The following is a 25,851-nucleotide window of genomic DNA, read 5'->3' on the forward strand; positions in this document are numbered from 1 at the left end:
GGTAAGCCCCCGAAATCTCGGTAGTCAGACCGGTATTTGAAAGCCTTAACATTGGGGAGTTCGCTTAACATTGGGCGCTTAACAGTTTAGCCCGACCAGCCCCTTACAGGATGGAAGGCCAATGGAGCCAGCACATCATCAGGAGCAAGAATATCGGCTGGTATCTCAGGCCGAGTTTGCGCGGGAAATGGATGTCAGTCGGGCGGCTGTCAGCCAATGGAAGTCGAACGATATCCTTCGGGATGATGCGTTCACGAAACCCGGCAAAAAAGGAAAGCTCAAATTCGAGATCGCAGTCGATCAGGTTCGGCGCAACCGTGATCTTGGTCAGTCACTTGGCAATGGTATTGCGACGCGAACCACTGTCGATCAGCCTGCCCAGCCGACGCCACCGCAACCTGCTGCGCCCGCGCCGCCTGCATCGGATCAGCCTGACTTGTTGTCGGCTCCGCAGCCCCAGACGGTCACGCCGGAACCGCAGCCTGCGCCTGCAGCCGAGCAGATTTCCAAGCCGGACACGGTTGAGGATCAGCTGAAACGCGCGCGGCTGGAAGATCAGCTGCGGAAGAACCGCATCAGCGCCGCCGAGGAAGCGGAAAGGCAGGGCCTGTTGATGGGGTCCGAAGATGCGCGTGAGCAAATGATGCGCATCGCCGGGATGATGATGCAGATTTTTGAGGGTGCGCTAACCGACTTTGCGACGGTTGTTGCATCCGAATTTGGTGTGCCGAAGCGAGATGTTCTGCATTTGCTCAAGGCTGAGTTTCGCAATGTTCGCGAAACCGCCATGCGCAAGGAACGTGCCCGGCAGAATGAGGTTGAACGCAACGCCGTTGCGAGTGTCGATATGGAGGCGTGATTGCTTGATTTCACTGTCACGAATGCGGAGTGGGTTGCCCATGACGTGCTGGCAGAGATATTTACGCCGCCGCCGCCTGTCGATTATTTGAAATGGGCCGAAGACAATATCGTTTTCTCAAAGCGAGAAAGCGAGTTTGACGGCCCATATAATCGGGCGCGTTTCCGGTACTTTGACGAAGTGCTTATGGCACTTTCACCTGATGATCCTTGCCGGATCGTCACCTTGTCCAAGTCTGCGCAGTTGGGCGGCACGGTGCTGGCAAACATTTTCACCGGCGGTTCCTTGGAAATGGACCCCGGCGATTTTCTGTATGTCCACCCGACCGATGACAACGCTCGGCGCTGGTCGAAGATGAAGCTCACGCCGATGCTCAAAGGCACGTCGGCGCTTCGCAAAATCTTCCCGATGAAAGCCCGCGACGGTCAGGACTCGGTTTACTACAAAGAGCGCCGCGACGGTCGTGGCGCTATTCTGATCTCGGGCGCGAACTCGCCCGCTTCGCTTAGTCAGGTTTCGATGAGCCGTCAGGTTCAGGATGACCTTGCCAAGTGGGATATGAACAGCGCGGGCGATCCTGAAAATCAGGCGGACAGCCGCAGTCAGGGTCGCGAATTCGCGAAGATATTCAAGATTTCGACACCCATGGTTGTGCCGGGATGCCGGATCACCAAGAACTATGAGGATGGCAGTCAGGAACAACCTTATGTGCCGTGTCCGCATTGCGGGTTCATGCAGGTGCTTGAATGGGAAAACATGCTGCAATCTCTGGACGAAGATCATCCAGAACGCGCGCATTTTACCTGTCAGGGGCCGGATTGCGGATGTGCTATTGAAGATCACCACCGCGCAGAGATGATCCCGCACACGAAATGGCGCGCGTCCAATTCCAAGGCCAAGCGTTATCATCGGTCTTTCTATCTGTGGTCGGCCTATTCGCCACTGCAGTCGTTCGAGCGGATCGCGCGGTCGTGGCTGGCCGCGAAGGGCGACCCGCCGAAGGAACAGACGTTCTGGAATGATGTGGTGGGCCGGGCATACCGGATACTTGGCGAAGCGCCGCCTTGGGAAGAACTAAAGGACCGGGCCAGCGAGTCTGACTATTCGCACGGGCATATTCCGGCAGGGTTCCCGCTTCTGACTTGCGGTGTGGACTGTCAGGGTGATCGGGTCGAGTGGCAGGTTGTTGCTTGGGGACCAAACAAGCGTCGGGCAATTGTCGAGTATGGTGTCTTTGACGGTCATATCTCGGAAGAGAAATGTCAGTCACGTCTCAACGACCTGTTGAAACAGGGCTTTCGAAACTCGTATGGCCGCAAGGTTCTGATTGATCTGCTGGCTATCGACGGCAACGCCTATACCGAGGATGTCTGGGACTGGGCGCGAAAGCACGTTTCCAGTCGCGTGATCATGGTGCGCGGTGTTCACCCCGAGGGTGCGCCGTTGCTGGCGCAGGTCAAGAAAGAGCGTAACCGGCGGGGTAAGATCGTCCGCTATTCGAAGAGGTTTTATAACTTCGCTTCATCGGTTTTGAAGATGAGCCTCTATCGAAATCTAAAGAAAGACGATCCCGAAGAGCGTGGTTTCATCGCATTGCCCAAAGGGCTTGAGGATGAGTTCTATCGTCAGCTGACCGCTGAGACGCGAAAAGCTGAGAAGGCAAAGAAGACAGGCTTCACGCGTTACCTATGGGTCAAAGACCCGAACCAAGCCAACGAGGGTTTGGACACCCATCTGCAGGCCGAGGCGGCATTCATCAGGTTGTCAGGATCGCAACGCGATTTTACCGACGCTGAGTGGGATCGCTTGTTTGCGGAACGTGAATGTCCGCCCGAAGAGGCACAGGGCGATTTTGAAGACCTGCTGATGGCGGCGCAGCCATCGTCTGAGCCAACAAATAACTCAGTCGATCACGGCGCGGCTTCGGGTGAGGACACCAAGGCGCGTGCGCGCAGAAAATGGGGAAATAGAACGTAATGACATTTGGCTTGGTTCAGTCGGACGGTGTTACCCCATTGGTTGCCGCCAAATCAGCTGGGCGTCCAACAGCGCGGTATCTGCGAGACACCAACAGTGGTGTCATCGCGTCCCGCATTGCGCCACTCACCAACCATCGCGACGACGTGCGCCGGTCATGGCAGCGCGCGGCTGGTTTGGCCATGGACATGATCCAGAATTCCGGTCGCCTCAAAGGCGCAACCGATCAGGTGTTGGCGGACACGGTTGGCGTTGGACTCACCTTGGCACCGGACCCCGACCTTAGCGGGCTGGGGTACGACGACAAAGAAAAGGCTGACTGGATACGCTTGATCAAAAAGCGCTGGCCGTCATTTTGGCTCAACGCGCGTGAATGCGATATGCGCGGTAAGCTGAATGGTCCCAAAATGGTTGACATCGGATTGCGATGGGACATGGTTTTTGGCGAAATCACTGGTGTTTTTGCCTATTTCGACCGGGCCGAGCGCGAGCGCTACGGCATTACAACCGGAACCAAATTGCGCCTGTACCCGCCGACTCGGCTAGTACAGGACACCAATGCTTCCGAACAGATGTTTCAGGGTGTCCATCACGATGACAATGGCCGTCCGGTATCATATCGGTTTCAGACGTCCAGCAGCGGGCTTTCGGAAAAGCGCGACTATCCGGCATTTGATGCAGATGGCCGTCCCGTCGTCATGCACATTTTGGATGAGACGGACTCGGAAGACGTTCGCGGGATTTCACGGCTGACACCAGCATTTCGCAAGCACCTGCAGGCGGAAATGCTGGATGATGCAACCTTGCAGATGGCGATCTTGCAAACCGTGTTTGCGATCACCTTGACCAGCGATGCGCCCAGTCAGGATGCCTATGAGGCTTTGGAAGTCCTGAAAGAAAACGGGGGCGAAGGCGTTGGCTATGGCCAAGAGTATCTGGGATATCTTGGGGCGCAGCTGGAACGCGCCGCCGAGAGCCGGATTTCAGTTGGCGCAGATCCGCAAGTGTCGCATCTGGGGCCGGGCGAAAAGCTGGGCATCGAAACGGCCAAGGTTCCCGGTCGGGACTTCCTGCCGTTTTCAAACAGCATGGCGCGGGACATGGCGCGCGCAATCGGTGTCACATACGGCGGTTTTACTTTGGACCATCGCGACGCAAGCTATTCCAGCACGCGCATGGAGATGTCGAGCATTTGGCCGGTTGTTACGCGCCGCCGCGAACGGATCGCCGCCCCGATGTGCCAGATGGCTTACGAAAACTGGTTGGATGAAGAAATCGGCGAAGGCCGCATACCCTTCAAGGGTGGTTATCGGGCGTTTCGTGCCAATCGTACACGGGTAAGTGCTGCCAGCTGGCAGGGGCCAGCAAAGCCGTCAGCTGACGACTTCAAGTCGGCCCGGGCGTCCAGTGAACGCATGCGGAACGGCACAAGCTCGGTCGAAATCGAAACCGGCGAACTGGGCATCGACCCAGACGCGTTGTTCGAGCAACGGCAGCGACTTCACCAGCGATATGTCGATGCGGGAATGCAGTCGCCATACGCACCCAAAGGTGCTGTCGCAGACGCAAATGACGATGGAACGGAGCCGACGAACAAATGAGTGTCATGAAAATCGGCACCGAGACGGTGAACATGGACGATCCGTGCGCCATGGCGGTGGCGCTCAAGAAAGTCCGTATCCGGTTGAGTGCCGGGCAGCTTAGGGAAACCGTGCGAATGGACGGTGAAGAGGTCGTGTTCCAGCGGGCCAAGCTGGACGATCTCAAGTCTCTGATTGCCGAGTACGAGGCCGAGTGCCGCCGCGCAAGTGGCGGTTCTGCCGTCAAGCGGACCCGCTACGCAAAACGCTTCCGCTTCGGCGGCTAACCCACACACAGGAGAAAGATATGACCATCTTGGTTGATGGCGAACTCGTTTTGTACGGGTTCGTCGGCGAAGACTATTGGGATGAAGGTTTCACGGCCACGCAGGTGATAGATGCGCTTGCGATGCTTGGCCGCGACGCTGACATTACCGTTCGGATCAATTCGGGCGGTGGCTACACCGACGATGGTATTGCCATCTACAACGCCCTCACGGCGCATCGTGGCTCGGTTGACGTGATCGTTGACGCTATCGCCGCGTCGTCGGCGTCGATCATTGCCATGGCCGGTGACACCATCACCATGCGGTCGGGTGCCATGATGATGATCCACGATCCCGCGCGCTTCACTTGGGGCGATGCTGGGGATCATGAGAAATCCACCGAACAGCTGAACAAGCTGGCCGATCTGATGGCAGATATCTACGCCGAGCAGACCGGCGAAGATGCTGCCGACATCCGCAAAGAGATGAAGGACGAACTCTGGCTGACAGGCGAAGAGGCGGTTGCACGCAAATTCGCAACGGCGACTGAGGGGGGCAAAGCTAAGGCCGTCGCGGCGTTTGACTACCGCGTCTATGCCAGCGCCCCCAAGAAACTTGTGACCAAAGCAAAGAAGGAAAAGTGGTCCTTCGAAGCAGTGGCGCGTTCAGCGGCGTCCGCCGCGCAAACCGAGGACCATGAACAGGAGACTCCACCCATGGCACCAAAAACCACATCGGCGGACGACAAGCCCGTCGATACCACCGCTGCTGACGTGAAGGCCCGCATCAAGGCCATCACCGAGGATGATGCGGCCACCGGGCATGAGGCGCTGGCGAAGTATTTCGCCTTCGACACCGACATGCCTGCGGATGAGGCCATTGCCGCGCTCAAGGTAGCGGCGGGCGACAAGCCGCAGGCTACCGCCGACGACGATGTTGACCCGGCTCAATACGAAGCCAGCCGCACCGCCGCGCGCGATCTTGCCCAGCCTGCACGGGGCGGAAAGCCGACGGCAAAAACGCCAACCATCAGCACTCGCGGCGTTTATGCCAAGCGCCGCGCCCAGCAGGAGGCATAACCGATGGAAAACGTAACCATGCAGACGCGCGCATTGGCGTTTCTTTTGTCCGAAGCCGCAGGGCGTCGGTCCCGTGCCAAGGCCACCATCCCAGCTGGCACCGGCAAGGTCGAAGCGGGCACCGTATTGGGTGAACTGGACGCGACCGAAGGCCACTTCATCCCATCGCCTGCAGCTGCTGTTGTCGGTAGCGAGGGCGCTGAAACGGCGAAAGCCATTCTCGCTTATGGTGTCGATGCCACGACCGAGAATGTGGAAGTCACCATTGTTGACCGGGATGCAGAGGCAAAGCAGCGGATGCTGACTTTCGATGCCTCGGTCGATGATCAACCGAAAACAGATGCCAAGATCGCACAGCTTGACGCTGTCGGCATCCGCGTGCGCTAAGGAGGCGCTTTATGGAACAATTCAACGATCCGCAGTTCAGTGTTATCGCGCTGACCGCAGCCATCAATGACCTGCCTTTTGTGCCCGGTCAGCTTGGTGCGCTGGATATCTTCGAAGAGGATGGACAGGCATCGACCACTGTAAAGGTTGAGCGCCAAGGGCACGAATTGAGCATCATCGAGCCGACCGAACGTGGTGGTGCTGGCCAGACCGTGGGCGAAGGCAAGCGTGACCTGATCCCGTTCGAGATGGACCACTTTGAAATCAACGATACTGTCATGGCGGACGAGATTCAGGGTGTCCGCCAGCTGGGCAGTGACGATGATTTGGAAACGATCCAAAGCCGTATCGACTCAAAGCAGGACAACCATGCACGCCGCATGGATACGACGCTGGAACACAGCCGCATTGGTGCGATCAAGGGTCTGGTTTCGAGCGGTCAGGGTCGGGTGCTTCACAATCTGTATGACCGGTTTGAAATTCCTGTGCCTGCCGCAGTTCAGCTTGGGATCGGCGCTGGTGACGTTGCTGATCTGGACAAGCAGATCAAAGACAATGTGGTGTATCCGATTGAAGACGAACTGGATCAGGATTACGGCGGCATCCATTCCCTGACGGGCCGTGATTTCCACAGCCATATGTGGTTGCAGAAAGTTGTTCGCGAGACATTCCTGGGCCATTCGGGTGCTGATGTTCTTCGCCAAGGTGTGCCGGACAAGTTCAGCTTTGCTGGCATCACTTGGGAGCGTTATCGCACTGGCCGCAAAGCGCGTGATGCGAACGGTGGCGCTGGTTTCATTGCGCCGGATGAAGCGCGTGTATTCCCAGTGGGCGTTGCCGGTCTGTACCTGACCCGGTTCGGTCCTGCGGATTACGAAGAGACCGTCAACACCATCGGCCTGCCGCGCTACACGCGCCAGTATGCGATGGCCAATGGGAAGGGTCGCCATCTGGACTCGCAGAGCAACTACATCAACCTCTGCACCAAGCCGGGTGCACTTCGCCGTCTGACTGTCGCGGCGGCGGCCTGATCTAACCCCAAGAAACAAAGCATGAAAGCCCGGTGCGTCTGCGCCGGGCTTTTGGTTGTATCCTCAAGCGCCGACTGGCGCTTTGGCATGTGACCGAGCAAAGGAGAACGTCATGGCGCGGGCTAAGAAAAAGTGGGTGAATTTTGTCACTGGCATCACGATCCCAAAGGATGTGATCGGCGAGAAAAAAGACAAGAAGGTAAAGCGCGGCGAAGAAGTTCAGTTGCCCGAATCGTATGCGGATCATTTGATTGCAGACCGATTTGCCGTCGAGTGTGATCCCCCGAAAAAGTCCAGCAAAAAGGCAAGCCAGTCGTCACAGCAGGTTGACGACGCCGATGCGGCGAAAAAGCTGGCAGAGGCGCAGGGCGTTGTGGATGGGATCACCGCCAAGATGGAGGCGATGAGCGAGGGCGACGACGGTTGGGCTGAACTGTCCGAACAGCTGGATGAAGCCCGCACCGCCTTGGCGGAACTGCAGACGCCCGCCTGATGGATCGGGCCGCTTTGCGGGATGAGCTAAAGGCAGAGGTTGATGACGTTTGGGCTGAAACCATTCGTCATCTGCCTTTGTCTGCCGGTCAGCCAGACGCCGACCGAAATCCCGTTGAAATATTCGCGCCGCTTCGGACAGGAGATCGCGAAGCTGAGCATCCGAACTTCGGGCGCGGAAATACGTCGCGCAGCGGTGTCGCTGCGGATGGTGGGTATCTGAGGATCGACCGCACGACATATCCCGGTTTGGTTATCCGGCAGGGTGACAAGATCGTTGCGTTGGATCGCATTGGCGAACCGGTCTTTGAAGTGCGGAATGTAGATGATCGGTCGCATCTTCGACTGATCTGCGAACTAGGGGATTCCAACTAATGTCTTTGACGATGATGGCGCTGCGTATCTCGGCCATACAGGCTTTGAAAGCGGCGAACACTTTGGTTGGTGACAGTGTTCTGGACAGTCAGATTTCGGTGTTTGATCAGACTGCCGACGGCGCTTTGAGTACAAAGGCAGAGCGCCCCTTTATCGCCGTCTACACCGACTCCGCTAAATCAAAGGAATTGGAGCATTCCGGGATGCGCGCCAATGGGGCGGTGGAGATGCTGTTCAATTGCGGCGTGTCAATGACAATGACGCAAACGGACAAGGATACAGGCGCGGCCTATATCCTGCAGGAGCTTCCGGCCACAGACGCCAACTTTGAGGCGGTGCTTGATGTGCTGGAAGTCCAGATCGGAAGGGCGCTGAGTGATCCAGATAGCGAATGGGCGCAGGTATTTGGCGGCTTCGTGAAGTCCTATGAGGGCAAGGAATGTGTTCGGTCCAGCAGTGCAGCCGAAAACGTGCGCCTTGCGGCGGCTCAAACCAAACTGACCGTGGACGTGTTCCCCGATCCCATCTACGGGCAGGAATTGTCGGACATGAGTCCGTGGCGACGCCTGTTGGATTTGATGGAGCGCGACGCGCTTCCCCAGTTGGAACTATTTCGAAGCTTGCTGGGCGATGCTGATCCTGCAACCGCATTCGACTATGAACGCCTGACAGGCATGACGGTACAAACCGCTGACGACTTACGGTTGGGTGGATTTGAGGGCGTTGCGCGCACCGATGAATTGACCGAGGTCGAAAGTTCTGAGGATCGTGCTTGATGTCTGGTCTTTCGGTTCAATTGGAGGCCATGGGGCGGCGTATCGCGGACATTGAGCGGCGATTGCGGTCACAGACACGCGTCGGCAAGGTTGTGGAAGTGAACGCGGCTGAGGGGCTTGCGCGAGTGCAAATCAACGAAGGGGATCAGCCCTTTGTGACGGGCTGGATACCTTGGGAAGAGCCTGCAGCTGGCGCGAACAAAACTCACAACCCGCCGTCGGTCGGTCAGCAGGTTCGGATTTTTTCCGAGACCGGCGATCTTGCGGACGCAAGCATTCAAGGCAGTCTCAATTCAGCGGTCAATGGCAGGCCGTCAGCTGCAGGGGATGAGTTCGTGATGGCGGCAGTTGGTGAAGCACGGATTGCGATCACTGGCGGTGGCTCTGAAATCACCCTGACCGTTGGGGGAAGCACTGTGACGATCAACAGCGCGTCGATCTCGCTGTCCGCTGCGCGGATCGATCTGAACTGATGCCTGCTGTTACACGGTTGGGGGATAGCTGCACGGGGCACGGGTGTTTCCCGCCCCGTGCGTCTGTGAGTGCAAGCGGCGATGTCTATGTGGATGGGATCGCGGTGCATCGTGTCGGGGATGCTTGGGCGGCACATGGTTGCGATGTGTGTCCGCCACATGGCGGGGCGCTCAGCGCCGGGTCTGGCACGGTTTTTGCCAATGGCAGAGCCATCGGGCGCATAGGTGATCCGGTTGATTGCGGGTCCAGCGTTGCGAGTGGGTCTGGGACAGTTTTTGCGGGCGGTTGAGGCCCATTTCTAGGAGAGAGACATGGAAGACAAGAAACCCACCAAGGTGGACTATGAAGTCGTGGAGGCCCGTCACATCGACGGTCAGTGGCGCGAGGAAGGGGAAACCATCCAAATGACCGAGCGGCAGGCCCAATACTATATGCCCCCGCATGGCACCGGTCTGCGCGTCAAGGGCGCGGGAACCGCCGACGAAAAGCCTGCGCGCAAAGCCAAATCGTAAGGCTAGAAAATGGACCTGAACCACGAAACCGGTGGATCGGTGGAGGGATGGGACTCGGTGCTGCAGAGCCTGCAAACCATTCTGTCCACGCGCGTCAACACGCGGGTATTCCGGCGTGAGTTCGGGTCTGACGTGCCCCTGCTGATTGATGCGCCGATGAATGATCAGAGCATTGTGACGCTCTATGTGGCGGTTGCTGAGGCAATTGAGCGGTGGGAGCCACGTTTCGAGTTGTCAGACGTGAAGTTGCATGGTGCAGCTGACGGCGTTTTCACAATGACCCTGATCGGCAGCTACCGGCCCAAGGCTCATCTTGGGGACGTTTCCACCGTGTCTGATCAGAAGCAAACCGTGCGGATGCAGCAAAACCGCGTGGACAATTGGAGTATTGCCGCATGAGCCGTTTTGCTGCGCTGGACCTGACCACTTTGCCGCCGATAACCACGGTCGGGCAATTGGACTATGACGCGATCCTTGAGGCCCGTCTGGTCGAACTGGAAGCTAAGCTATCGGAGCGGTTTGAGGCCGCGAAGGTTTCCGAGATCATTGGGTTGGCGCGCAATATTGCTGCCAGTCCCATGCGCTATTTGAACGAAGCTGCTGCGGCGCGAGAGTTGTATCTGGAAAACCGGATTAACGAAGCGTTGCGGTCGGTTTTTCTGTCAACGGCTCGGGGTTCGGACCTTGACCAGATTGGCGCGAACCGTGGTGTTCTTCGCCGCGTTCTGGATGACAGCGACCCGGATAACCTGATCTATGAGGGTGATGAGGCATTCCGTGCGCGCATTCAGCTGGTGATTGAGGCTTGGTCGCCGCACGGGACTGCCGGGTCTTATGTTTATTGGGCCTTGGATGCGGACAACCGGGTGGTTGATGTCGTGGTTTATGGACCGAACGACGATCTTGATCCCGCGATACCGCCAGCTGAACCTCAGATGGTCATCCTGTCCAGCGAAGGTGACGGGACGGCAGGGGCCGATCTGATCGACGCGGTGTTCGAGCATTGTACGCAGGACACCAGACGCCCTGTCGGCGACAAGCTGACGGTGGTGTCGGCGACACCCGTTCCCTACGCGATTGAGGCCGTGTTGCACGTCTCATCGGCGCAGGCTGCAGCGATTGTGGAGGCCACTGCCAATGAGGCGGCGCAGGCATTCATCAATGGCCGCATTCGGATTGGCCGCAAGCTCTACCGTACATCCATCGGCGCGGCCCTGAAGGTTGAGGGGGTTGTTGACGTTGAGTTGATTTCGCCTGCAGCTGATATCGACATAGGTCCATTTGATGCGCCGCACTGCACCGGCATCAATATTACCCTGCAGTCGATAACGGGCGGGTGGCGCGATGTCTGATAAGGACACGTTGCTGCCACCTACCGCAACTGATCTGGCAAAGGTGCTGGATGCGCTGGAAGAGCGGTTGTTCAGCCTTCCAGTGCAAATGATCACCAAAGACCCGATGACTGTTGATGTGGGGCTTTTAGATCATCTGGCGTGGGAATTGTCGGTCGATGCTTGGGACTCGAACTGGACCGAGGACATCAAGCGGCAGGTCATCGCTGTCAGTGCGGAAGTGCACCGGCACAAGGGCACGCCCTTTGCCATCCGCAAGGCCATGTCAGCGTTCGGCGTTGATATCGAACTGATCGAATGGTTCGATCCGGGCGGCTCTGGTGTGCCGGGCACGTTCATTGCGCGCGCCTATGTGACCAACCCGCTTGATGGGGCCACGGATTTGATTGTCACAGATCCGATTGTTAGCGCGATGCAAGCGATCTTGAACAGTGTATCGCCAGTGTCTCGGGGTTGGGCGCTACAGCTTGGCGTTCGATCTGAGCCAACCGTCTATCACGGCATTTTTGCCCTGACGCATCTGCGGGTGATCGCAGACGCACATATTGATCCACCACCGGTGCTGGATGCGGCGTCGTCTGTTGCAGTGATTGCGACGACGCGGATCACCAGTATCGCGACAGTCGCGTAAGGAGCGCGTTAATGGCAAGCACAGCACTTATGACACTGGTCGGGCGCAACAAAGAAGCTGCGGCGCTGGCAAACGGAACACCGCTGACGATTACCGAAATCGCGTGGGGTGACGGTGATAACGTCCCTAACGGCGGCGAAACGGAACTGATAAACGAACTTGGGCGCAAGGGCATTCAAGGTTCTGGGTCGGTTCCAGAGGCGCTGAACACGGCATTCTTTGAAATCCTTCTGGATGTGGAGGAGGGGCCGTTCGTCATTCGTGAGGCGGGTCTGTTCGACAGCGACGGCGATTTGATCGCCATCTGCTATTATGACCCGCCCGTGAATAAGCCGAAGGACACTGTTTCCGCGCTCATGCGCATTCATGTTGTCTTTTCCGACCTGCAGAACCTGATCCTGCAGGTTGTTGGAACCGATGCCTATGTCCCAGTTGAGCGGCTTATTTCGGCTGGCTCAGGTCTGCTGGGTGGTGGTGACATGGGGGATGATCGGTCGTTGGCGGTGGATTTTGCATCTGTTGCAGAAGCGCGGGCGGGCGCAATCTCAAACAAGTCAATCTCGCCTGCCACTTTGAAGGCTCTGATTGATGACCTTCTGAACGGCGCACCGGGTGCATTGGATACCTTGAATGAGCTATCCGCAGCCCTTGGCGATGATCCGAATTTCGCAGCGACAATAACAAGCCAGCTCGGTCAAGCTTGCCCGATTGGGATGGAGATGTATTGGACGGGTAACGCTCCGCCATCCGGTTGGTTGGAAGAAGATCGCTCAACCATATTGCGTGCATCATATCCGGTTCTCTGGGCGCATGTTCAGGTATCGGGAATGCTGGATGCGACGGGCGCGGATGTTGGCATGTTCGGCCCCGGTGACGGGGTCACCAGTTTCCAACTGCCAGATGGTCGGGCTGTGGTGAATCGGGGTTGGGATCATGGTCGTGGTCTGGATGTTGGGCGCGTGTTTGGTTCCTACCAGCCGACAGCGCTGCCCAACATTGTTGGCCAATCGTCGCGACTTGCGTCAACTGATCGTAATACCGATGATTTTGAAGGTGTGTTTGTGCCGTCCGATTTCGGTCGCATCAACGTGGACTTCAACAACGGAAGTCAAGACGGTCAGGTTCGTTTCAACTTTGATGCGTCTCAGGGTGCGGTGGGATCAGACGGCGTGACTGGTTCGGCCAGCGGGGTCTACCAGAATGTTGATGAGGCCCGAATGCATAGTAACGCCCGCATGATTTGTATTCGGGCATATTGAGGAAGTAGCAATGGCGAAACTCTATCACTACCACTCGACCACCAATGAACTCTTGGGGAAAACCGAAGCCCGGATGGACCCCGTTGACGGCACGCCGATGGTGCCGGGCAACGCCACGTTGATTGCGCCTCCGAATAAGGAGAGCGGAAAAGCGAGGGTCTACAAGGACGGGGCATGGGTGCAAATCGAAGATCGCCGAGGTGAGACCTATTGGCTTGCGGATAAATCCGAGCACAAAGTTGAGGTGCTTGGTCCTCTGCCTGTCGATGCGCTGACGGAAAAGCCTGCGCCTACACTGGATGAGCGCAAAGACGCTGCAATTCAGGAGGCCCGTGGTATCGCCACGGAGGTCCGGCATACTATTGCAAAGAACGTCCCGCCGTCGCGCGCTATCGCATGGATCGGGAAGACGCCCTACGCACTGATCTGGAAAGCGCACGAAAACGGTGGTGATCCAGACGGGCCGCTGCGTGAAATTGCAGCTGAGGCGCGTGCGGGTTTCGAGATCGAAGCCGCTGTCAAGGAAACCACTGCCGAGGCGCTTCGCGACAGCACAATCGCGAAGAATTCTCGGTTCTTTCGGGCGACCCAGTTGGTCGAAGGTATGGAGGGGCTGGCCGAGACGGTCATTCCTGCCGCTGTCGATGTCGAACAGCTTGAGGCGGCGATTTTACAGCTGCAGGGCTTGCAGGAGCAGGCCATGGAGCAGCTTGAAGGTATCATGGAGGCTGTCTAGCGACAGTCAGTGATAGGCGCATCTGAGCGTCGAATTTGCCCGGTGGATACCGGGTTCCACCCGGCAGATGCGTGCCGGGTTTTCTTTTCTGGTTAGGAGAATGCAATGAGCTTTCTGAATTTCCACCATGGCACGCGTCTGGCGGAATCAAACGAAACACCCGTTTTGGTCAACATCGCTCCAACGGCGGTTGTTGCCTTGCTGGGTACGGCACCGGCTGCTGACGCAGCCAAGTTCCCGCTAAACACGCCGGTTCTGAGTAACGGCAACCCCGCTGATTTCGCTGATCTGGGCGACACTGGGACGTTGAAAGATGCGGTCGATGACGTGTTCGATCAGATCAACCCCCGCACAATCGTTATCCGCGTCGAAGAGGGGGCGGACGCCGCTGCGACTATGAGCAATCTGGTGGGCGATGTAACGGCTCAGACCGGCGTTCATGCGCTGTTGAAGGCCGAGGCGATGCTGGGCATCAAGCCGCGACTGATCGCGATCCCCGGTTTCACCAGCGGTGACGGCGTAACCGCGAACCCGGTGGTGGCTGAACTGATCGGCGTGCTTGATAAGTTGAAGGCTGTAGCCTTTGTGGATGGCCCTGATACGACGGACGTCACAGCGGTGGCTTATCGCCAGCTGATCAATTCTCAGCGCGTCCATATTGTAGACCAGAAAGTTCTGGTCTGGGATACCGATACCAGCGACTATGTTTCGCGACCCGCTTCGGCGCGGTTCGCTGGCGTGCAGGCGCGAGTGGATACCGAACTGGGGTTCTGGCATTCGCTGTCGAACAAGCCGATCAACGGTATCGGGGGCGTATCTCGGGCGGTATCTTATGGGCTACAGTCGGATTATCTGAACGAAAACCATGTGAGTGCTATCGTCAATCATGGATCGGGTTTTGTCACTTGGGGCAACCGGTCGGCGACCGACGATGACCTGTGGGTTTTCACGCCTGTTCGCCGTACTGCTGACTTCATCAATGAAGCTCTGCTGGAAGCCTATCTGGAATTCGTGGACAAGCCATTCTCTGCGGCCAACGTCAAATTGATGGTCGAAAGTGGTAATGCCGCTATGCGCAACTTCAAAGCGTTTGGTGCAATTCTGGGTGGCCGAGTTTGGATTGATCAGGCGCTGAACGATCCGACGCAGTTGGCCGGGGGCAAGATCACGCTGAGCGTGGATTTTGAGCCGCCCGCGCCGATGGAAGATATCCGGTTCTTGGCGCACCGGAATATCAACTACTATCTGGAAGTCACCAAGGACGCGCTGAGCGCGGCCTCGTAAGCTCCACAGTAGCGACAAACCCACTTAGCGGATGCACCGGCGGTGCATCCGTCTTTCAACGTGTTCGAGATTGGAGACACACATGAAAAGCACACCCGCATTTATCCTGCGGAACTGCATGCTTTGGGCTAACAATGACCAGAAGCTGGGCCAGTTTTCCGAGGTCGGTATTTCGATGCCGAAAGAGAAAACAGAATCCTTCCGCAACGGCGGTATGATCAAAGAACGCAAGGCTGCGATGGGGTACGAGGTTGACGATCTCGAATTCACCATGAAAGCGTTCGATCCCGCCACCATCAAGCTGATGACCGGTAAGCCGGGAACCGAACATCCGTTCATGGTGACAGGCGCGCTGGTCGATGAAGACGGCACCACTCACAGCGCGGTTTACACCGTGCGCGGTCGCCTGATCTCACCGGATGCGGGCAGCTGGAAGCCGGGTGATCCTGCTGAACTGAAATGCATGGTCACTCAGAACTACGGCAAACTGGAAATCGACAATCAAGAGATGTTCGAGTTTGACGACTTCAATTTCTCGGTCGGCGGCGTCAGCCAAACCGATGACATCAACGCCGCACTGCTGCTGAACTAAGGAGCATAACCATGGACTTTCCTGTCGATATCACACTGAAACGACCGATCACAGTCGATGAAGAAACCCACACCAAGCTGGTGTTTGACGAACCCGACTTCGGCACCAACATCGCTGTCGAAGAGGCGGAAAAGCCGTCTGAGCAATCCGTTCTTTTACTGGCAGGGATGGCTGGTGTTGATCGTGCGGTGATCCTGAAAATCAAAAATCAGGATTACCTGCAGATCGAAGAAAGGGTGCTTGGACCCTATCAGGCGCATATGAAAGCCCAGATGAAATCTCGGGCCGGGAAGTCGTCGGGAAACGGAGCCAAGGCGAAGTCGTAGCCGAACTTCGTTTCGCCGCTGGCTTTGTCGCCAAGGTCTTCTCTACGCCGCTGCCGCAGGTATTGGCGATGAAGCAAACCGAGTTCGACAAGTGGCATCGGGCAGCGCACAAGGTCTGGGATGCGACCCGTTTGAAATTCGAGTGATTTCAGTCTTCGGACAGCGGGCGCTGGAAAGCGTTCAAGGTCTCGCGCCTCATTGGGCGGTCGGGGCCGCTCTGATGCGTGAACGCACGGTACATCAGGATCAGCAGCGCCGCAAAGGCCAGTGCACCCCAAATGCCAACGGCAAACACAGCGAGAAAGACCGTCGCCGCGATAGCGGCGGCGATCATCAGAACGGCGAAGATAATCGCAAAGATATCCATGCACCTAAGATGGGTGTTTTCCTCAACATTTTCAAGGTGAACGGCGGGAAATGGCGACCAAACGCATAGAAACGCAGCTGACCATCCGTGCGGTGGACAAGTATTCTGCCGACGTTCGGAAAATGCAGACGGTTACTGGGCGTTTTGCGGATGGCGTTCGGACTGAGCTTGGACGGCTACAAGGTATTCGTGGCCCACTCAAGCTTATTGAGGATTTCAAGAAAAAGCGGGACGCGGTTGAGAAATCGGCTAACGCCCTGTCGCGCGCGCAGGAGCGAGTCCGCCAGCTGAAGGCTGAAATTCGGGCCACAAAGAATCCGACAGAAAAGCTGCGTCGTGAGTTTGATGCGGCCCGCAAAACTGCCGACCGTTTGGCAAAGTCGCACAATCGCAATCGTGAGCAACTGGGCGGATTGCGTAACCAGCTGCGCGGCGCGGGTGTAGACACCAACGATCTGGCGTCTGATGAGCGTCGTCTGGCGACGGCGCTGGATCGCGGGACTTCTGCGTTTGACCGTCGTATGGAAAAGATGCGCCGTCTGGACCAGATGCAGCAACGTATCGCTGCTGGTCGTGAGCGTATGGATCGCGACTTGGCGCGCGCCGCAAACCTTAGCTTTGTGGGCGGCGCATCTCAGCAGACCGGGCGTCGGATCGTAACGGCGCTGTCCGATCCTCTGGATGAGGCCAAGACGATTGAAACGGCGATGTCCGAGATCCGCAAAGTTGTGGATTTTAGCAGCCCGGCTGATGAAGCGCGGATGAAGTCAAGTATTCTGGATTTGTCCACGGACATTCCGATGCTTGCTGAGAACATCGCCGACATCGTTGCGGCGGGCGGACAGTCGGATTTCGCGAACGATGAATTGCTTCCGTTTGCTGAGCGGGCATCCAAAGTGGGCGTTGCCTTCGACATAGCCGCCGAAAAGTCCGGCACGGCTATGGCCAAGATCAGGACCGCTTTGAGCCTGACGCTGGATGAAACGGGCGTGCTGTTCGATGGTATCAACCATCTGTCGAACAACATGGCTTCGACCGCACCGGATGTGCTGGATTTCATTTCGCGCACGGGTGCGTCTGGCACTCAGTATGGGTTTGCCCCGTCTGAGACGCTGGCCTTTGGTTCGGCCATGATTGCGGCGGGTGCGCAGCCTGATGTGGCGGCGACTTCATTCAGGAACACCGGGCGGGCCTTGGCGCGCGGGGCAGGGGCTACCAAGCGCCAGAGCGCCGCGTTCAAGAGCATCGGTTTGAACCCCGAGGATGTAGCGAAGCGGCTGCAGCAGGACGCTGTAGGCACGACCATTGATGTATTCGAGCGCATTGCGCAGCTGCCCGAACATCTGAGGGCGTCTGCGTCATCGGACATCTTTGGCGATGAGGCGCGTGCAATTGCGCCGTTGCTGACCAATTTGGACCTGTTGCGCGAAGCTCTGGGGCTTGTGGCCGATGAGCGCGAGTTCTTGGGTAGCGTGGAGCGGGAATATCAGGAGCGCGCCAAAACAACCGAGAACAATGAGCAACTGGCTGGGAATGAGTGGAAGCGGCTCAAAACGGTGGCCGGTGAAACCATACTGCCGCTCTACAATGAGTTGCTTGTTCTGACGCGGGAACTGATCGGTGCGACAACCGATTGGATCAAAGAGCATCCGAAGCTGACAAAGTGGTTGCTGGTTGGCGGTCTCGCCCTTGGTGCCATGGCGGTTGCCGGTGGCGTAATGCTGACAGCAGCTGCGGGTCTGATTGGGTCTCTGGCTGTTCTTAGGTTTGGCTTGGTTGGTCTGGGCGCTCGGGCGATCTTCGCGGGAGGCAGTCTGACGCGGTTGGGCGGGCGTTTCCGAATGCTCGGTCGGATGCCGCGCTTTCGGCTTGCCTCACTGATCTCGCCGGTTCGCTGGGGCGCAAGCCTTCTGCCTGCAGTATCGTGGGGTGGGCTTGCTTCCCGGTCGGGTAAGTTCGGCATGAACGCGCGCGGCTGGGGGCGTCTGATCACGCCGCTCAAGTGGTTTGCGCGCGGGGCGTTGCGCCTGATCCCGGTGATTGGTTGGGCTGTGATGGCGGCAGAGATCGGCATGTTCGCATGGAAGTATCTTGGCCTTAGCGAACTGCCGTGGCGGGAATGGATACCGGACATTGATTGGAAGGGTCTGGCGTCCAAGGTTGGACTGTTCACATGGAAGGCAATCGGACTGGCGCTGCTACCATGGTCGATCTTCATACCGGGTATCGGTTGGGAAAACTGGTTCGGTTTTGAATGGGCCGATCTTCTGCCGGTTTGGGATTGGTCTGCGATCGTTCCTAAGTTCGACCTTTCCGGTTTCGGATTGTTTGGCGGTTCGGCAAGTGGATCGTCATCCGATCCCGCTGAGCGGGCCGCAGTTGTTCGGCGCGGTCAATCTCTGGGCTACGGTCGGGAAGTCACGCCGGTTACTGGCGCACGTTCGCTTGGTGGCCGGATGCGGGCCTTTCACTCGTACATGGCGGGTGAGCGTGGCCCTGAACCGATCTTTGCCAGCCGGGACTCCTACGTCGCCACGCATTCGCAGCTAGTCCAGATGAATAGTCTGGCGCGGGGTGCGAAGAGCGCGGCTTCGTCAGCTGCGGGTTCGCTTGGTGGTCGGGGTGCGCCCGGTTTGGGCGGCGGAGTGAGTATTCACATTGAGCGTTTTGAGGTTACGGCACCGTCTGGCGTCTCTGATCCCGACGGTTTGGTGGATGTGATGGAGGACAGGCTTGGCGAAAGGTTGTCGGCAACGCTTTCGGCAAGTTTCTCTGATGGTTAGGAGGCTATTTGAATGGCTGGACCTGTAACGCTGGCGCTGGGGCCGTTCCTCTTTGAGTCGCATGGCTTCGGTTACACCAATCTTGGGCGCTCAACCGATGTGACTTGGGCTGAACTGGAAACCGTGGGCGGGTTCAATGAACTGCAATGGACTGGCCCACGGTCAGAAACCGTCACGATCAACGGTGTCTTGTTCCCGAGGGAATTTGGCGGGCTTGGCACGTTGGAAGGGCTTCGGTTGGCGGCAAAAAATGGCATTCCGCTGATGCTGGTGTCACTGGGTGGTTCGGTTTTTGGAAGCCATGCCATCCAGAAAATTGACGAAGATCGGGCGTTTCATGACCGTTTCGGTACGCCCGGTCGCAATGCCTATTCCATCGAACTGAAACGAAAGGGCAGCGGTCTGTCGCTGCTGTCAATACTGGGGGCGCTGTAGATGGCGAGAACCTACACAACCGGCGAAGGTGAAGCGTTGGACCTGATCTGCCAGCGGGAATATGGGCGTCAAGCCGGGGCGGTTGAACGTGTATTGGAGGCCAACCCAACGCTCAAGGATGTGGCGCACCGGCTTCCGCGTGGGGCGTCAATCATCTTGCCTGATCTGAACCTGCAATCCCTTACCACGCAATCCGTGAGGCTCTGGGACTAATGATACGCCCGATTGTTGTAATCACGGTTGATGGCAAGCCGGTTGGCTCAATCTTTGATTCCAGGCTGATCAGTTTGAGTATCACGGATAATGAAGGCATCCAGTCAGATTCCTTGACGATGACGTTGAGCGATGGCCAGCCGCATGTTGCCCCGCCACGACGGGGCGCTGCGGTATCGGTTGTGGTGACGATAGGTGTCATTGTCACGTTCCTTGGAAACTTCGTCATCAACAGCGTATCGCGGTCCTGTCTGCCGAACACGATCACGGTCAAAGGTCATTCGGCAGACCTGCGTTCAGAAATGAAGGCGGGAAAATCAAGGCATTGGGACAATTCCAGCATCAAGAGCATCGTCAGCGGGATCGCGGGCGAGTACGGGCTGGAAACTAAGATCGCCGACGCTGTGTCGAGCTATGTTTACCCGTGGATTGGCCAGCAGGATGAATCCGATTTGTCCTTTCTGGATCGGCTGGCCCTGCGGCACGGTGCATTGTTCAGTATCAAGAACGGCCTGCTTTTGTGGTTGGAGCGTGGGGCTGGCAAAACGGCAGGCGGTGCAACGATTGGACCGGCTGTTATCAGCCCGGAAACGCTGATTACCGGAAGCTGCAAGGTTTCAGAGACGGACGTGGACCGGTTCAAAACCGTCAAGGCGTATTGGCATGACAGAAATGGGGCGCAGCGCCGCCCGGTCGTGGTTCCGGGGGATGACAGCGCTACTGGTGAACACGTCTTGAAGTGGCCCTACGCCTCCAAGGAAGAGGCCGAGGCCGCGGCTAAGTCAGCGGCCCGCGAGATGCTGCGCGGTGCCACATCGATGTCATGCTGGGTGAGTGGTCGGCCTGATCTGCTGGCTGGTCAGCCTTTGGTTTTTGCGGGGGTTCACCCGTTTGTAGATGGTATTGAGTTCATTCTGGATCGCGTGACCCATCAATATACCAAGGCCAGTGGGTTTCGCACGTCCGTCTCAGGAAAACTGCGGGCGGAATAACAAGTGCTGGCGCGGTTGTTGCGCCATCGGGCTGTGACTGAAATCTAGAGAGAAAACCAAAAATGAAAATGGAAGTGATCGGGTCTGCGTCAGCGGGCCTCTTTGCCGTGGCTGGTTCATGGTTGGCCGCACGGGGTTCGGCGTGGGAATTCCTGATAATCGCTCTGCTTGGCGCGGTAGTGGCTGTGCTGGAATTGGACGGCTGGCAGCCTAAGAAGGCCAGTATGATCGTGGTGTTCAATACCGTTGCGGGCACTTTTGGTGGTCCGTTTCTGTTGGCCCTGATCAAGTTCGAAGCCGGGCCGGGCGGTCTGTTGATCGTGTCCTTTCTGTTGGGCTGGGCTGCGCATTCCATCATCACGGAGTCACGCGAAGTGGTTATGGATTGGTTCTTGCGCTGGATGCGGAGGGCCAACAAATGATCCACTTCTTTCAGGCGTATCACTTCTTCAAGCGTATTGTGCGGTCGCCAGTATACAAGTCGATCAGGTGGTCTACGTCGGTGGCTCTTTGGTTGGCGATATTGATCACCTTCATTCTTGTTCGCTTTTTGGGATAGCCACTGCTGCGCGAGTATAGCCGCGACGACTGACGAGTGATCAGGGTCGGGCTGCAAACCAAACGAAAATTCAAACTCTTGAGGTGTGACATGAATGTGTCGGACATCCAATTGGTGCTGGCCGATGCTGGCTACTATAAAGGTGCAATTGATGGCACGGCGGGGCCAAAGACCTATTCAGCTGTAGCCGCAGTCGAAAAGCTGCACGCCCGTTCTTACCGGAAGCCACCCGACAGGTGGTCGCGCCGTCGCCGTTTGATCGGGGCCGCGCAAGCGGTCCTACATGCGGGCGGGTTCGAGCCGGGCCATATCGACGGTTACGTCGGTCACAACACGTCCGAAGCCCTGATCGCGTGGCGTAGCAAAAAGGCTGGCGTTTCGTGGTCCGTTCCGATTGTGCCCGTCAAGGGTGCGCGAACACACGCAAATCAGGCGCTATTCCCGCGTCAATCGGATATGCACACGTTCTATGGGGCGGCAGGCGGACCTCAGTGCACGGCTGGCGAAGTCGTGCTGCCATTCCCGATGTTGCTGGCTTGGAACAAGCAGCAGGTCATTCGTCGTTTCTTCTGCCATGAAAAGCTTGCGCGCCCGTTTACGGACATTTTTCGGCATGCCGTAAAGCATTACGGTCAGGCGGATATTGAGCGTTTGAACCTCAATATTTACGGCGGGTGCTTCAACTACAGAAAGAAGCGCGGCGGCGACACGCTGTCTACTCACGCTTATGGCGCGGCACTCGATCTGAACCCGGCGAAAAACCAGCTGCGCTGGGGGGCCGACAGGGCGCAATTCGCCCATTCCGACTATGAGCCGTTCTGGAACATCGTCATGGCGCACGGCGGCACGCCCGCAGGCTATGCGTGGGGCGCGGATTGGATGCACTTCCAATTCGCCCGGTTGTGAGGGGTGCGCCGTGTTTGAATGGTTCAAAAACAAGGTGATTGGTGGCGACACCGGCAAGCGCGAAAGCGCTTGGTTCCTATTCCTGATCTGGCTGTCAGCGGCGGTCGTGGTGTCCGTATTGGACGCCATGGGCGTCAAGGCGCTCTTTGCAAAAGAGATGGTTCGTTATGCCGCTCCTGCGGTCTTTACGTGGCTGGCAGCGGCGCACGGCATGGACTGGGCAACCGTCCAATGGAAAGGGAGGGGGCGCATCAATGGTTAATCGGATCGTGATTGGCGTGGTCGTTGTGGCCGCGTTGGGGGCTGCGTTTGTCTTGGATCGTTCGATGGTCGCAAAACGGGCGCGGGAACTGGCCATTTCTCAGTGCGAGCAGGAATACGACATATCGGCCACGCGCGCTGAACTTGATGCCCTGCGGGCGCAGATCGCGGTCGAAAACGCCGCAAAGCATCACTTGCAAGAGAAAATTCAGGTCGCGCGCGGCGAAGCGATGCGACTGGCTGTGGAATTGGAGGCTTATGAGCGTGAAACCGAAATCAATCCTGACGGCGTTGTCGGTGCTGATCTTCTGCGCCGCCTGCAGTCAAACTGAGTTTGAACAAGCGCGGGACGCAGGGCGGCGGGCAGGGGAACTGCGCGCCCAGAATGCCCTGCCGGAATATCCCGATGATTGCCGCCAGCTGGTCCGCAGCGGCGTAGCTATCGGTGATCGTCTGGATGTCGCGCTGCTGAAAGCTGATGCGGCGCTGTCGGGGCAGAATGACCGCATACAGCGCTGTGCTGATTGGTATGACGGTTTGAGGGCCAGTCGCAGCTGATGATCACTCTGGCCTTCTACAAGGGGCGCTCGGCCGATTTTTGGTCGCGCGCTACTGATGCTGTGATCCGTGCTGCAACCCGTGGTCGCTACTCTCATGTAGAGTTCATACCCGGCCCGGTCGAACTTGGGTCTGAGTACGTTTGCTTGTCATCATCTGGTCGCGACGGTGGCGTGCGGGAAAAGATGATCCATCTCAGCCCTGAGCATTGGGATTTGGTGGAACTGGCAATCCCGTCTGCCGATCCCGAGGCGTATATTCGTGAGCGGATAGGGGCGCCCTATGACTACCCCGGACTGATCCTGTCGCACTTCTTTGCATTTGGCGGGCACGACAAGGCGCGTTGGTTCTGTTCCGAGCTATGCGCCGCCGCGCTGGGTCTGCCCGATCCCCACAGGGTTTCTCCGCAGATGCTCTTCGACATCGTGACGTGGCCTTTGCGGGCCGCGCCTGTCTCTTCCTGAATCCCAACACAATGAGGTCTTTTCAATGGTCTGGATGATCATTCGTTTTGTGTGCTTTCTGCCTTTGCACATCATTGGGAAACTGCTGGCGTGGCCGCTTGTGCCGGTCGCCGTTATCTTCGCGGATCGTGAAGGGCGACTTCCTTACATAGTCCGGTGGCTTGAAACCCACGACAATGTGGGGTGGTCTGGCCCGCTGTCAGAACCGGCTACAGCTGCAGTGGTCGAAAGATGGGGGCAGCGGGCCGGGTTGTGCCGATGGCTTTGGCGAAACCGGGCGTACCGCTTGCGCTACATGATGGGCATTCCACTGCATCACAAAGATGTAGATTGGTCCGTTCTGCGCACGACGGGAAGCTATGAGGCCCCGCGCCGGGGCTGGTCCTTTAGCTACGTTGAGGTCGAAGCCAACGGGTTGCGGTTTTTCGAGTTCCAGCCCGGCTATAGCTTCGGGGTTATTCGTGTTTGGCGCTGGACGTCAAAAGAGTTCCGGCTGTATCTGCGTATCGGCTGGAAGGTCAAGGCGATGTCCAGAGGCCGCACCCGTGGCAGCATCGGCATGTTCACGGGGATCACGCCCCGGTCGGATGACTGGGACGATTGACCGCGAAGTTCAATTGTCGCTGAAATGCCAAAACACGGCGCTGAAAATGCCGCTCCATATGGCAATAAGTGCCGACACGGCGATGTCTTTCGGGACATCGGCGAACGCGAATTCAATCGTATCTGATTTGAACCATAGATAGCCCGTATAAGCCGTCGCGCTGACGCATATGATCGCCAGCGTGACGGCGATAATTTTCATAACATGGTCCATATCTTCTTTCCCCGAATTGGCGGGGGTCGCGGTGCGCTAACACCGCAACCACGCAGCCACTTGTTCACACCGGCTGCGCCGACGCAATCTGTCCAGAAACGTCGCCCGACTCTCTCGCGCGAGAGCGGGCGTTTCTTATTCTGGAAACAACCATGACGACAATGCAAAAAGTTTCACCCGCCGCCCCAGTTGCACCTTGGCTGGGCGGAAAGAAGGTGCTGCACAAGACGATTATTGATCGTATCGACCGGATCAAGCACGACACCTACGTCGAGCCATTTGTAGGGATGGGCGGTGTTTTTCTTCGTAGAACATGGAAACCGGCCTGCGAAGTCGCCAACGATCTGAATGGCGAGATCACCAATCTGTTTCGCATCCTGCAGCGCCACTACCCGCAGTTTCTGGAAGTGATGCGGTTTCAAGTCGCATCCCGTCGTGAGTTCGAGCGCTTGCGCGCCAGCGACCCTCTGACGTTGACCGATCTCGAACGGGCAGCGCGTTTCCTGTATTTGCAGCGACTCGCCTTTGGTGGGCAGGTTCGGGGGGTGTTTGGGGTTTCGCCGGGCACCGCGCCTCGGTTCAGCCTTGCCAAGCTGGAACCCATTCTGGACGCCGCGCACGAACGCCTAGATGGCGTCGTGTTCGAGAACCTGTCGTGGGAAGATGTTGTGTCGCGCTGGGATAGTGCGGGTACTCTGTTCTACCTAGATCCGCCTTACTGGGGCGGTGAAAGCGACTATGGGAAAAATATGTTTGAGCGCGCTGAATATGAGCGCATGGCGGACGCCTTGTCGTCAATCAAGGGTGCCTTCATTCTGTCGATCAACGATGTGCCTGAAATCCGTGAGTGCTTCGCTGCGTTCCACTTGGAGCCGGTCAAGCTGAAATACTCGGTATCAAAAGGTGGGGCGACCGAGGCGAAGGAATTGATCATCTCAAATCGCGAAGTCAAAACCAGCTTAATCTAGGTCTGGTTATCGTACTATTTTGCGCTCTACGGGAATTCCCTAATTTCGCTCACTCGCGACGGGGAATATGGGGGTGTCGTCGGTCTGTCCGTATAGATTGACATCCCCCAAAGAAGGGCTGGCCAATTCCCCCTCGGCCAGCCCTTCATTGTTTTTGGCGTTGCGATCTATGCTTTTGCTCTTCGTCAAAATCGGGTTCGAATTCGTAGGCTGTGCCGTCCTGCCGGAACCAGACGTTAGACTTTCCATCGCTTCGCCATCTCTCAATGTACGCGGCATCAAGTTCGCTGGTCGGGATCGCGATCCGCGCGCTGATCAGAGCTTTCCTGATGAAGCGCAGCGACTGGCGATCAAGCCATCCGGCTTTCGGATCGTCTTCGTGGCGGGCAATCCATTGTGCCAGAAAGTCACCCAAGGACGGCTCATACTCACGATCTTCAACACTTAGGTAGTGGCCGTATTCATCTGCCAGATGGGGCGGCAAGTCTCCAAGCGCCTCGGCGGCGCTGGAAATCCTTTGTTCGTGGCGTTCTTCCATGG

At 57.5% G+C, this 25,851-nt stretch carries 36 protein-coding genes; 33 read left to right on the forward strand and 3 right to left on the reverse strand.

What is annotated here, in order from left to right; all coding sequences use genetic code 11:
• Positions 1 to 121: 121 nt before the first annotated feature.
• From RA27_RS02235 to RA27_RS02335, 21 genes are all read left to right on the forward strand, one after another.
• Positions 122 to 859 (forward strand): hypothetical protein, encoded by a 738-nt coding sequence (locus RA27_RS02235; protein ID WP_039534571.1) that lies wholly within the window; start codon positions 122 to 124, stop codon positions 857 to 859.
• Entirely contained in the window at positions 860 to 2,836 is a 1,977-nt protein-coding gene (locus RA27_RS02240) for a terminase gpA endonuclease subunit (protein WP_039534573.1), read from the forward strand.
• On the forward strand, positions 2,836 to 4,437 hold the full coding sequence (locus RA27_RS02245) for a phage portal protein (RefSeq protein ID WP_039534574.1): 1,602 nt from the start codon (positions 2,836 to 2,838) through the stop codon (positions 4,435 to 4,437). Before RA27_RS02240 ends, RA27_RS02245 begins: the two co-directional genes overlap by 1 nt.
• On the forward strand, positions 4,434 to 4,703 hold the full coding sequence (locus RA27_RS02250) for a hypothetical protein (RefSeq protein ID WP_039534576.1): 270 nt from the start codon (positions 4,434 to 4,436) through the stop codon (positions 4,701 to 4,703). Before RA27_RS02245 ends, RA27_RS02250 begins: the two co-directional genes overlap by 4 nt.
• Before the next feature lie 20 nt (positions 4,704 to 4,723).
• Positions 4,724 to 5,761 (forward strand): head maturation protease, ClpP-related, encoded by a 1,038-nt coding sequence (locus tag RA27_RS02255; protein WP_039534577.1) that lies wholly within the window; start codon positions 4,724 to 4,726, stop codon positions 5,759 to 5,761.
• A gap of 3 nt (positions 5,762 to 5,764) precedes the next feature.
• Entirely contained in the window at positions 5,765 to 6,148 is a 384-nt protein-coding gene (locus RA27_RS02260) for a head decoration protein (protein ID WP_039534580.1), read from the forward strand.
• 11 nt (positions 6,149 to 6,159) lie between these two features.
• Positions 6,160 to 7,179 carry a major capsid protein gene (locus tag RA27_RS02265; protein ID WP_039534582.1) on the forward strand — a complete coding sequence of 340 codons (1,020 nt, stop codon included), beginning with the start codon at positions 6,160 to 6,162 and terminating at the stop codon, positions 7,177 to 7,179.
• A gap of 112 nt (positions 7,180 to 7,291) precedes the next feature.
• The gene (locus RA27_RS02270; RefSeq protein WP_039534585.1) at positions 7,292 to 7,672 is read left to right on the forward strand and encodes a hypothetical protein; all 381 of its coding nucleotides are present in this window, start codon (positions 7,292 to 7,294) and stop codon (positions 7,670 to 7,672) included.
• Positions 7,672 to 8,046 carry a hypothetical protein gene (locus tag RA27_RS23045; RefSeq protein WP_052265141.1) on the forward strand — a complete coding sequence of 125 codons (375 nt, stop codon included), beginning with the start codon at positions 7,672 to 7,674 and terminating at the stop codon, positions 8,044 to 8,046. The genes RA27_RS02270 and RA27_RS23045 overlap by 1 nt, the downstream gene beginning before the upstream one ends.
• Positions 8,046 to 8,822 carry a hypothetical protein gene (locus tag RA27_RS02280; protein WP_052265142.1) on the forward strand — a complete coding sequence of 259 codons (777 nt, stop codon included), beginning with the start codon at positions 8,046 to 8,048 and terminating at the stop codon, positions 8,820 to 8,822. Before RA27_RS23045 ends, RA27_RS02280 begins: the two co-directional genes overlap by 1 nt.
• A complete protein-coding gene (locus RA27_RS02285) occupies positions 8,822 to 9,295 on the forward strand; it encodes a phage baseplate assembly protein V (RefSeq protein WP_039534586.1) in 474 nt (157 codons plus the stop codon). The genes RA27_RS02280 and RA27_RS02285 overlap by 1 nt, the downstream gene beginning before the upstream one ends.
• Positions 9,295 to 9,585 (forward strand): PAAR domain-containing protein, encoded by a 291-nt coding sequence (locus RA27_RS23490; protein WP_039534588.1) that lies wholly within the window; start codon positions 9,295 to 9,297, stop codon positions 9,583 to 9,585. The genes RA27_RS02285 and RA27_RS23490 overlap by 1 nt, the downstream gene beginning before the upstream one ends.
• Positions 9,586 to 9,607: 22 nt before the next feature.
• Positions 9,608 to 9,808, forward strand: coding sequence for a hypothetical protein (locus RA27_RS02295; protein WP_039534589.1), 201 nt, complete (start codon positions 9,608 to 9,610; stop codon positions 9,806 to 9,808).
• 9 nt (positions 9,809 to 9,817) lie between these two features.
• The gene (locus RA27_RS02300; protein ID WP_039534592.1) at positions 9,818 to 10,207 is read left to right on the forward strand and encodes a GPW/gp25 family protein; all 390 of its coding nucleotides are present in this window, start codon (positions 9,818 to 9,820) and stop codon (positions 10,205 to 10,207) included.
• Positions 10,204 to 11,160, forward strand: a complete 957-nt coding sequence (locus tag RA27_RS02305) for a baseplate J/gp47 family protein (protein WP_039534594.1) — start codon at positions 10,204 to 10,206, stop codon at positions 11,158 to 11,160. Before RA27_RS02300 ends, RA27_RS02305 begins: the two co-directional genes overlap by 4 nt.
• Positions 11,153 to 11,791 carry a phage tail protein I gene (locus RA27_RS02310; protein ID WP_052265143.1) on the forward strand — a complete coding sequence of 213 codons (639 nt, stop codon included), beginning with the start codon at positions 11,153 to 11,155 and terminating at the stop codon, positions 11,789 to 11,791. The genes RA27_RS02305 and RA27_RS02310 overlap by 8 nt, the downstream gene beginning before the upstream one ends.
• A gap of 11 nt (positions 11,792 to 11,802) precedes the next feature.
• Positions 11,803 to 13,050, forward strand: a complete 1,248-nt coding sequence (locus RA27_RS02315) for a phage tail protein (RefSeq protein WP_082025016.1) — start codon at positions 11,803 to 11,805, stop codon at positions 13,048 to 13,050.
• Between the two features lie 10 nt (positions 13,051 to 13,060).
• Positions 13,061 to 13,786 (forward strand): hypothetical protein, encoded by a 726-nt coding sequence (locus tag RA27_RS23050; RefSeq protein WP_052265144.1) that lies wholly within the window; start codon positions 13,061 to 13,063, stop codon positions 13,784 to 13,786.
• Between the two features lie 105 nt (positions 13,787 to 13,891).
• Complete coding sequence (locus RA27_RS02325) at positions 13,892 to 15,070, forward strand: phage tail sheath subtilisin-like domain-containing protein (protein WP_039534597.1); 1,179 nt, start codon at positions 13,892 to 13,894, stop codon at positions 15,068 to 15,070.
• An 82-nt stretch (positions 15,071 to 15,152) separates the two neighbouring features.
• On the forward strand, positions 15,153 to 15,662 hold the full coding sequence (locus RA27_RS02330; RefSeq protein WP_039534599.1) for a phage major tail tube protein: 510 nt from the start codon (positions 15,153 to 15,155) through the stop codon (positions 15,660 to 15,662).
• Between the two features lie 11 nt (positions 15,663 to 15,673).
• Positions 15,674 to 15,988 (forward strand): phage tail assembly protein, encoded by a 315-nt coding sequence (locus RA27_RS02335; protein ID WP_039534600.1) that lies wholly within the window; start codon positions 15,674 to 15,676, stop codon positions 15,986 to 15,988.
• Positions 15,989 to 16,136: 148 nt separating this feature from the next.
• Here the strand turns inward: RA27_RS02335 and RA27_RS02340 are convergent, their stop codons facing one another.
• Entirely contained in the window at positions 16,137 to 16,355 is a 219-nt protein-coding gene (locus RA27_RS02340) for a hypothetical protein (RefSeq protein WP_039534602.1), read from the reverse strand.
• Between the two features lie 50 nt (positions 16,356 to 16,405).
• Here RA27_RS02340 and RA27_RS23055 point away from each other — a divergent pair, with 50 nt between their 5' ends.
• From RA27_RS23055 to RA27_RS02395, 11 genes are all read left to right on the forward strand, one after another.
• Positions 16,406 to 19,138, forward strand: coding sequence for a phage tail tape measure protein (locus RA27_RS23055; protein WP_052265145.1), 2,733 nt, complete (start codon positions 16,406 to 16,408; stop codon positions 19,136 to 19,138).
• 12 nt (positions 19,139 to 19,150) lie between these two features.
• A complete protein-coding gene (locus tag RA27_RS02350; protein WP_039534604.1) occupies positions 19,151 to 19,573 on the forward strand; it encodes a phage tail protein in 423 nt (140 codons plus the stop codon).
• Positions 19,574 to 19,786, forward strand: a complete 213-nt coding sequence (locus tag RA27_RS02355; protein ID WP_039534607.1) for a tail protein X — start codon at positions 19,574 to 19,576, stop codon at positions 19,784 to 19,786.
• Positions 19,787 to 19,860: 74 nt separating this feature from the next.
• A complete protein-coding gene (locus tag RA27_RS02360; RefSeq protein WP_241483996.1) occupies positions 19,861 to 20,778 on the forward strand; it encodes a contractile injection system protein, VgrG/Pvc8 family in 918 nt (305 codons plus the stop codon).
• 62 nt (positions 20,779 to 20,840) lie between these two features.
• Complete coding sequence (locus RA27_RS02365) at positions 20,841 to 21,200, forward strand: hypothetical protein (protein ID WP_052265147.1); 360 nt, start codon at positions 20,841 to 20,843, stop codon at positions 21,198 to 21,200.
• A 227-nt stretch (positions 21,201 to 21,427) separates the two neighbouring features.
• Positions 21,428 to 22,243, forward strand: coding sequence for a peptidoglycan-binding protein (locus RA27_RS02370; RefSeq protein WP_039534611.1), 816 nt, complete (start codon positions 21,428 to 21,430; stop codon positions 22,241 to 22,243).
• Between the two features lie 10 nt (positions 22,244 to 22,253).
• Positions 22,254 to 22,505 carry a hypothetical protein gene (locus tag RA27_RS02375; protein WP_039534613.1) on the forward strand — a complete coding sequence of 84 codons (252 nt, stop codon included), beginning with the start codon at positions 22,254 to 22,256 and terminating at the stop codon, positions 22,503 to 22,505.
• Positions 22,498 to 22,836, forward strand: coding sequence for a hypothetical protein (locus tag RA27_RS02380; protein ID WP_039534615.1), 339 nt, complete (start codon positions 22,498 to 22,500; stop codon positions 22,834 to 22,836). The genes RA27_RS02375 and RA27_RS02380 overlap by 8 nt, the downstream gene beginning before the upstream one ends.
• A complete protein-coding gene (locus tag RA27_RS02385) occupies positions 22,802 to 23,062 on the forward strand; it encodes a hypothetical protein (RefSeq protein WP_039534619.1) in 261 nt (86 codons plus the stop codon). The genes RA27_RS02380 and RA27_RS02385 overlap by 35 nt, the downstream gene beginning before the upstream one ends.
• Entirely contained in the window at positions 23,062 to 23,526 is a 465-nt protein-coding gene (locus RA27_RS02390) for a hypothetical protein (RefSeq protein ID WP_052265148.1), read from the forward strand. Before RA27_RS02385 ends, RA27_RS02390 begins: the two co-directional genes overlap by 1 nt.
• A 25-nt stretch (positions 23,527 to 23,551) precedes the next feature.
• Entirely contained in the window at positions 23,552 to 24,130 is a 579-nt protein-coding gene (locus RA27_RS02395) for a hypothetical protein (protein WP_039534621.1), read from the forward strand.
• Positions 24,131 to 24,139: 9 nt separating this feature from the next.
• On the opposite strand, the gene RA27_RS02400 is transcribed toward RA27_RS02395, so the two are convergent.
• On the reverse strand, positions 24,140 to 24,331 hold the full coding sequence (locus RA27_RS02400; protein WP_152610633.1) for a hypothetical protein: 192 nt from the start codon (positions 24,329 to 24,331) through the stop codon (positions 24,140 to 24,142).
• Positions 24,332 to 24,504: 173 nt separating this feature from the next.
• Between RA27_RS02400 and RA27_RS02405 the strand changes: the two genes are divergently transcribed.
• On the forward strand, positions 24,505 to 25,311 hold the full coding sequence (locus tag RA27_RS02405) for a DNA adenine methylase (protein ID WP_039536842.1): 807 nt from the start codon (positions 24,505 to 24,507) through the stop codon (positions 25,309 to 25,311).
• A gap of 145 nt (positions 25,312 to 25,456) precedes the next feature.
• Here the strand turns inward: RA27_RS02405 and RA27_RS02410 are convergent, their stop codons facing one another.
• Positions 25,457 to 25,849, reverse strand: a complete 393-nt coding sequence (locus tag RA27_RS02410) for a hypothetical protein (RefSeq protein WP_039534627.1) — start codon at positions 25,847 to 25,849, stop codon at positions 25,457 to 25,459.
• Between the last annotated feature and the right edge of the window lie 2 nt (positions 25,850 to 25,851).

The organism is Ruegeria sp. ANG-R (assembly GCF_000813985.1).
Taxonomy (GTDB): domain Bacteria; phylum Pseudomonadota; class Alphaproteobacteria; order Rhodobacterales; family Rhodobacteraceae; genus Ruegeria.

Bases quoted from the DNA above. Each gene is read 5' to 3' on its own strand.
- RA27_RS02410 (WP_039534627.1), bottom strand. From the start codon at position 25,849: ATGGAAGAACGCCACGAACAAAGGATTTCCAGCGCCGCCGAGGCGCTT.
- RA27_RS02335 (WP_039534600.1), top strand. From the start codon at position 15,674: ATGGACTTTCCTGTCGATATCACACTGAAACGACCGATCACAGTCGAT.
- RA27_RS02270 (WP_039534585.1), top strand. From the start codon at position 7,292: ATGGCGCGGGCTAAGAAAAAGTGGGTGAATTTTGTCACTGGCATCACG.
- RA27_RS02265 (WP_039534582.1), top strand. From the start codon at position 6,160: ATGGAACAATTCAACGATCCGCAGTTCAGTGTTATCGCGCTGACCGCA.
- RA27_RS02235 (WP_039534571.1), top strand. From the start codon at position 122: ATGGAGCCAGCACATCATCAGGAGCAAGAATATCGGCTGGTATCTCAG.
- RA27_RS02340 (WP_039534602.1), bottom strand. From the start codon at position 16,355: ATGGATATCTTTGCGATTATCTTCGCCGTTCTGATGATCGCCGCCGCT.
- RA27_RS02300 (WP_039534592.1), top strand. From the start codon at position 9,818: ATGGACCTGAACCACGAAACCGGTGGATCGGTGGAGGGATGGGACTCG.
- RA27_RS23050 (WP_052265144.1), top strand. From the start codon at position 13,061: ATGGCGAAACTCTATCACTACCACTCGACCACCAATGAACTCTTGGGG.
- RA27_RS23490 (WP_039534588.1), top strand. From the start codon at position 9,295: ATGCCTGCTGTTACACGGTTGGGGGATAGCTGCACGGGGCACGGGTGT.
- RA27_RS02260 (WP_039534580.1), top strand. From the start codon at position 5,765: ATGGAAAACGTAACCATGCAGACGCGCGCATTGGCGTTTCTTTTGTCC.
- RA27_RS02380 (WP_039534615.1), top strand. From the start codon at position 22,498: ATGGTTAATCGGATCGTGATTGGCGTGGTCGTTGTGGCCGCGTTGGGG.
- RA27_RS23055 (WP_052265145.1), top strand. From the start codon at position 16,406: ATGGCGACCAAACGCATAGAAACGCAGCTGACCATCCGTGCGGTGGAC.
- RA27_RS02245 (WP_039534574.1), top strand. From the start codon at position 2,836: ATGACATTTGGCTTGGTTCAGTCGGACGGTGTTACCCCATTGGTTGCC.
- RA27_RS23045 (WP_052265141.1), top strand. From the start codon at position 7,672: ATGGATCGGGCCGCTTTGCGGGATGAGCTAAAGGCAGAGGTTGATGAC.
- RA27_RS02370 (WP_039534611.1), top strand. From the start codon at position 21,428: ATGAATGTGTCGGACATCCAATTGGTGCTGGCCGATGCTGGCTACTAT.
- RA27_RS02250 (WP_039534576.1), top strand. From the start codon at position 4,434: ATGAGTGTCATGAAAATCGGCACCGAGACGGTGAACATGGACGATCCG.
- RA27_RS02255 (WP_039534577.1), top strand. From the start codon at position 4,724: ATGACCATCTTGGTTGATGGCGAACTCGTTTTGTACGGGTTCGTCGGC.
- RA27_RS02315 (WP_082025016.1), top strand. From the start codon at position 11,803: ATGGCAAGCACAGCACTTATGACACTGGTCGGGCGCAACAAAGAAGCT.
- RA27_RS02395 (WP_039534621.1), top strand. From the start codon at position 23,552: ATGGTCTGGATGATCATTCGTTTTGTGTGCTTTCTGCCTTTGCACATC.
- RA27_RS02325 (WP_039534597.1), top strand. From the start codon at position 13,892: ATGAGCTTTCTGAATTTCCACCATGGCACGCGTCTGGCGGAATCAAAC.
- RA27_RS02355 (WP_039534607.1), top strand. From the start codon at position 19,574: ATGGCGAGAACCTACACAACCGGCGAAGGTGAAGCGTTGGACCTGATC.
- RA27_RS02295 (WP_039534589.1), top strand. From the start codon at position 9,608: ATGGAAGACAAGAAACCCACCAAGGTGGACTATGAAGTCGTGGAGGCC.
- RA27_RS02405 (WP_039536842.1), top strand. From the start codon at position 24,505: ATGCAAAAAGTTTCACCCGCCGCCCCAGTTGCACCTTGGCTGGGCGGA.
- RA27_RS02350 (WP_039534604.1), top strand. From the start codon at position 19,151: ATGGCTGGACCTGTAACGCTGGCGCTGGGGCCGTTCCTCTTTGAGTCG.
- RA27_RS02310 (WP_052265143.1), top strand. From the start codon at position 11,153: ATGTCTGATAAGGACACGTTGCTGCCACCTACCGCAACTGATCTGGCA.
- RA27_RS02305 (WP_039534594.1), top strand. From the start codon at position 10,204: ATGAGCCGTTTTGCTGCGCTGGACCTGACCACTTTGCCGCCGATAACC.
- RA27_RS02280 (WP_052265142.1), top strand. From the start codon at position 8,046: ATGTCTTTGACGATGATGGCGCTGCGTATCTCGGCCATACAGGCTTTG.
- RA27_RS02400 (WP_152610633.1), bottom strand. From the start codon at position 24,331: ATGAAAATTATCGCCGTCACGCTGGCGATCATATGCGTCAGCGCGACG.
- RA27_RS02330 (WP_039534599.1), top strand. From the start codon at position 15,153: ATGAAAAGCACACCCGCATTTATCCTGCGGAACTGCATGCTTTGGGCT.
- RA27_RS02365 (WP_052265147.1), top strand. From the start codon at position 20,841: ATGAAAATGGAAGTGATCGGGTCTGCGTCAGCGGGCCTCTTTGCCGTG.
- RA27_RS02285 (WP_039534586.1), top strand. From the start codon at position 8,822: ATGTCTGGTCTTTCGGTTCAATTGGAGGCCATGGGGCGGCGTATCGCG.
- RA27_RS02390 (WP_052265148.1), top strand. From the start codon at position 23,062: ATGATCACTCTGGCCTTCTACAAGGGGCGCTCGGCCGATTTTTGGTCG.